The sequence below is a fragment of the Gordonibacter pamelaeae 7-10-1-b genome, from assembly GCF_000210055.1.
GTDB lineage: Bacteria > Actinomycetota > Coriobacteriia > Coriobacteriales > Eggerthellaceae > Gordonibacter > Gordonibacter pamelaeae.
Map to the genome: position 1 here is coordinate 347,429 of NC_021021.1, position 3,465 is coordinate 350,893.

The 3,465-nt window shown below is 69.1% G+C and carries 3 protein-coding genes; all 3 read left to right on the top strand.

The features are described 5' to 3' along the window. Positions 1 to 74: 74 nt before the first annotated feature. A complete protein-coding gene (locus GPA_RS16615) occupies positions 75 to 533 on the top strand; it encodes a GNAT family N-acetyltransferase (RefSeq protein WP_015538749.1) in 459 nt (152 codons plus the stop codon). A gap of 241 nt (positions 534 to 774) precedes the next feature. After that, on the top strand, positions 775 to 1,062 hold the full coding sequence (rpsO, locus tag GPA_RS01595; RefSeq protein WP_015538750.1) for a 30S ribosomal protein S15: 288 nt from the start codon (positions 775 to 777) through the stop codon (positions 1,060 to 1,062). Between the two features lie 272 nt (positions 1,063 to 1,334). Next, the coding region (gene pnp / locus GPA_RS01600) for a polyribonucleotide nucleotidyltransferase (protein WP_041238768.1) at positions 1,335 to 3,465 on the top strand (2,131 nt) is incomplete at its 3' end.

Sequence of the window (3,465 nt, forward strand, 5' to 3'; positions counted from 1 at the left end):
ACGAGCGACGCGGGCCTCACGTCGTTCACCGTGTGGATCCCGCAGGGACCGAGCGTGGGGAAGTGAGGAGCGCTATGCCCGCCATCGAACCCTACCAGCCCCATCTCGCCGCGCCCCTGCGCGCCTTCCTCGCGCGCTGCCTGCCCGAGTCGGGGCGCACGTTCGACCCGGAGGGACGCCATGCGCACCTGCTCGACGTCGAGGCGGCCTACGAGGCCTTCTGGTGCCTCGTCGAGGACGGCGCCGAGGTGGTGGTCGGCTGCGTGGGCGTGCGGGCGCTTTCCGAGGACGTGTGCGAGCTCAAGACGCTGTTCGTCTACGAGCGCCTGCAGGGCCAGGGCTGGGGCCGGCGCCTGGCCGAGCAGGCCATCGGCCTCGCACGCTCCCGGGGCTTTCGCGCCATGCGCCTCGACACCATCTCCACGTCCGCGAACGCCATCGGCCTCTACCGGCGCCTCGGCTTCCGCGACTTCGACCGCTACGACGACAACCCGCAGGCCGACGTGTTCATGGAGCTGGACCTGGCGCGGTAGCGCCGCGGGCGCACCGCGGGCGCGCGCAATGTGGGAAACCTGTGGGTGAGGCCCCGGGCGCTTGCCCGCCCCTGCGGCATCGCCTACAATAGGCAGGCTGCGAAAACGCAGGCACTCTTCGCTTGGTCCGCATGTCTCACCGCATGCCCACCCAGAGGGGAGCGCAACGAGCGCAACCGCCCAGGCCGGGCGGGGGCGATGACGAGGCGGCGCGCGAGCGCGCCCAAGGAAAGGTGGAACCATGGCCGACAAGCTCAGCATCACGAAGGAGCGCACCGCGGAGCTCATCAAGGAGTTCGGCAAGGGCGAGGGCGATTCCGGCAGCCCCGAAGTGCAGATCGCCATCCTCACGGAGCGCATCCGCAACCTCACCGAGCACCTGAAGGTGCACAAGAAGGACAAGCACACGCAGCGTGGCCTCATGATGCTCATCGGCAAGCGCCGCGGCCTCTTGAAGTACGTCAAGAACCGCGACATCGAGGAATACCGTGCCCTTATCAAGAAGCTCGGCATCCGCGACAACATCTAGCACGAACCGGGAGCCCGCACACGCGGGCTCCCGCGCATAGGTGGCGGCGGGGACCTGCCGGACGAGCCGCCCGCCGCCCTCCGCGTGCCGGAGGGACGCCGTCCTTCGAGGACGGCGGGGAAAGGACAGCCGGAAGCGCTCAGCTTCCTTCTGTATAGAGCGGTCGGAAGCGCAAGGGCGCTTCTGCTCGCGGCCCGCCCGCAGGGAGCGGACGGCGCCGAAGAAGCTTGGCCGCACTAGGGCGTCCAAGGCGAAGAGAAAGAAATGTGCATATGGAGAAAATCGTCGAATCCTTCGAGCTGTACGGGAAGCAGTACCGCTTGGAGACGGGCGAGCTGGCCAAGCAGGCGACCGGTTCCGTGGTCGTCACGCAAGGCGACACCACCGTGCTGGTCACGGCGGTCATCGGGCAGGAGAAGGACTACGACTTCTTCCCGCTCACGGTCGACTTCATCGAGAAGATGTACGCCGTCGGCCGCATCCCGGGCGGCTACCTGAAGCGCGAGGCGCGCCCGTCGGACAAGGGCACGCTCACGGCCCGCATGGTGGACCGTCCCATCCGCCCCGGCTTCGTGGACGGCTTCAAGCGCGAGGTGCACGTGGTGTGCACGACGCTCGTGGTGGACAGCGTGAACCCGCCCGACACCATCTGCGTCATGGGCGCGAGCGCCGCCCTCATGCTGGGCGCGGCCCCCTTCGACGGCCCTGCCGCCTGCGTGCGCATCGGCCGCGACATCGAGACGGGCGAGTTCATCGTGAACCCGACGTTCGAGGAGTCCGAGCACTCCGACCTGGAGCTCACCATCGCCGGCACGGCCGACTACATCTCCATGGTGGAGGCGGGCGCCGACGAGATCTCCGAGCAGGACATGCTGGCCGCCATGGCGTTCGGCCAGGAGGCCATCGCCGCGTTCTGCGAGGTGCAGCAGCGCTTCCTCGACCGCGCGAACATCCAGCCGGTCGAGTGGCCCGTGCACGTGGCCGACCCGGCCATCGCGGAGCGCGTGGCCCCGTTCATGGACGAGATGTCCGCCGCGCTGCACGACGCCGACAAGCTGTCGCGCATGGGCAAGGTGGAGGAGCTCAAGGAGCGCATCAAGGCCGAGCAGTTCTCCGACGAGGAGCGCGCCGCCTGGAAGGGCGACATCGCCGCCGAGCTGAAGAAGCTGGAGAAGAAGGCCATGCGCGCCATGGTCATCGCCACCGGCGAGCGCGCCGACGGCCGCACGCCCGAGGAGATCCGCCCGCTCTACATCAAGCCCGGCTACCTGCCCCGCGTGCACGGCTCGGGCCTGTTCCAGCGCGGCCAGACCCAGGTACTGTCCGTGGTGACGCTCGGCATGCTCAACGAGTGGCAGCGCCTCGACACCATCGACCCCGCCGAGGGCAAGCGCTACATGCACCAGTACAACTTCCCGCCGTACTGCACGGGCGAGGCGGGCCGCATGGGCGCGCCGAAGCGCCGCGAGATCGGCCACGGTGCGCTCGCCGAGCGCGCGCTCATGCCGGTGCTGCCGGACGAGGACGAGTTCCCCTACGCCATCCGCGTGGTGAGCGAGGTCCTGGAGTCCAACGGCTCCTCGTCCATGGCCTCCACCTGCGGCTCCACGCTGGCCCTCATGGATGCCGGCGTGCCCATCAAGGCGCCGGTCTCCGGCATCGCCATGGGCCTCATCAAGGAGGGCGACGACGTGGTCATCCTCTCCGACATCCAGGGCATCGAGGACTTCCTCGGCGACATGGACTTCAAGGTGTGCGGCACGGAGAAGGGCATCACCGCCCTGCAGATGGACAACAAGGCCCGCGGCCTGTCCGTCGAGATCCTGGCCCGCGCGCTCGCCCAGGCGAGCGAGGGCCGCGCCCACATCCTGGACGCCATGCTGGAGACCATCGAGGCGCCGCGCGAGGAGCTTTCCGAGTTCGCGCCGCGCATCGAGACGATCCATATCCCGGTGGACAAGATCCGCGACGTCATCGGCAGCGGCGGCAAGGTGGTCCGCGGCATCCAGGAGGAGACGGGCGCCCAGATCAACATCGAGGAAGACGGCACCATCCACATCGCCGCCATCGAGGGCCCGGCCGGCGAGGCCGCGAAGGCCATGATCCTGGGCATCGTGAAGGAGCCCGAGGTGGGCGAGCAGTTCGACGGCGAGGTCGTGGGCATCAAGGACTTCGGCGCGTTCGTCAAGCTGACGCCGGGCAAGGACGGCCTGCTGCACATCTCCCGCGTGGCCAACGGCCGCGTGGCCTCCGTGGAGGACGTGCTCGCGCTGGGCGACGTGGTGAAGGTGGAAGTGCTCGAGGTGGATCCGAAGACGGGCAAGATCTCGCTCGACCGCCTGGACAAGCCGGACGCGCCCGAGGGCGCGGGCAACGGTGGGGAGCGCCGCGAGCGCAGCGACC